At 52.3% G+C, this 1,368-nt stretch carries 1 protein-coding gene; it reads right to left on the minus strand.

The annotated features are described in order from the left end of the window. Window positions 1–550: 550 nt before the first annotated feature. On the minus strand, window positions 551–1,192 hold the full coding sequence (locus COMA1_RS08725; RefSeq protein ID WP_141654278.1) for an IS1595 family transposase: 642 nt from the start codon (window positions 1,190–1,192) through the stop codon (window positions 551–553). Window positions 1,193–1,368: the final 176 nt, after the last annotated feature.

Below are 1,368 nucleotides of genomic sequence, written 5' to 3' on the forward strand. Positions count from 1 at the left end.
TACATTCAGCTTCGCTCCTCGGGTGAAAGATGGTGGGGTAGCAACCCTACCGTATCACTCGAGGCAGCCGTTTGGTACCTCGCATCCGCCACGGAGTCGTTAAGTAAGTACCATTCGGGTCTGACCCCTTTAGTATCTCCCTGACGGTCGATGATAGAAGTGAATGGGGAGCCTTCTAAGAACTGCAACGCGCTCTGTACCCAACTGCGTACTTCATCCGCCGTATGCCGCATGGGAGCGTGGCACCAATGAAAATACATGCGTGATTACTTCCCCAAACCCACCGCTTTCTCTGGTAACGGTCCATCGCGACTTACCAAAGTTGTCCGTGCTCTCAATAATAGACTTCGCAATGCCTTGCCTATCGGATGCCGACAAAAGTGCTCCGCGCTCGCCTTGGTGTTACACTTCGGATTTGAATTCAAGGGTCAGGGGTTCCCCCCGGTAAATGAGGTGTGGAGGAACAAATGGAGAAATCTGCTCCAGATAGTCAGCCCCAAATAGTAGTCTGTGTAATTTTGGATACGAATGTATGGATAAATGAAGGTAATTAGGGCGAAACGTAACCAAAGAACGTGTACAGGAACAGTTTGAAGAGGTTGTCCCTGCGGTGATTAAAGCGGTACTCGATTTCTTTCAGATACATCGGAAAGTAATATTTGGACACGCCTCTGTCGTTATAGAGGATATGCTTACCGAATGACCAGAAGCCTTCGATGCCGTTGATAGGGTTCTTCGTGCGTCTATCAACGAAGCGTTTGGTGTGGTTGATGGTGTGGTGCTTCCCATACCGTTTGAGTGACTGATACCCCTTGAAGGCATCGGTATAGTAGACGGATCCCTTGCGGGTGTTGGCACGGATATGCGTCATCAGTGTCTCGGCCGAGACATTCTCCACGACCTTGGTATACACCCGCCCATCGCGCTCCAAGAGCTCAAACACCACGCTTTTCCCGGCAGCCCCTCTGCCACGCTTGCCTTTCCGTCGCCCACCGAAATAGGCTTCGTCCAGTTCGATCTCACCGGAAAGCTTGCTTTCCATCGCTTCCAGTTCAGCCACATGGAAGATGGCCGCACGCAGCTTCTGATAGACCCGACTGATGACCTTGGCGTCAACGGCGAGATCATGCGCCAAGCGGTAGGCCGGGACTTGTTGATAGAACCCCTGAATGATTGCGATCTCACGCCGCAGTTTGGCGAGGCTCTTCTGCTTACCGCACTTCCGACACTTTACATACCCACAGAGGTGGCTCCGGTTGGTTGGACAGTTTTTACCAGTTCATAAGTGGCGCCTGGCGGATTGCTGACTACGCGGCAGTCCGTCGTGTGGTCAGATTGTCATAATAGACCTGGTCGGGCGTCTGGCCA

The sequence above is a fragment of the Candidatus Nitrospira nitrosa genome, assembly GCF_001458735.1.
GTDB classification, from domain to species: domain Bacteria; phylum Nitrospirota; class Nitrospiria; order Nitrospirales; family Nitrospiraceae; genus Nitrospira_D; species Nitrospira_D nitrosa.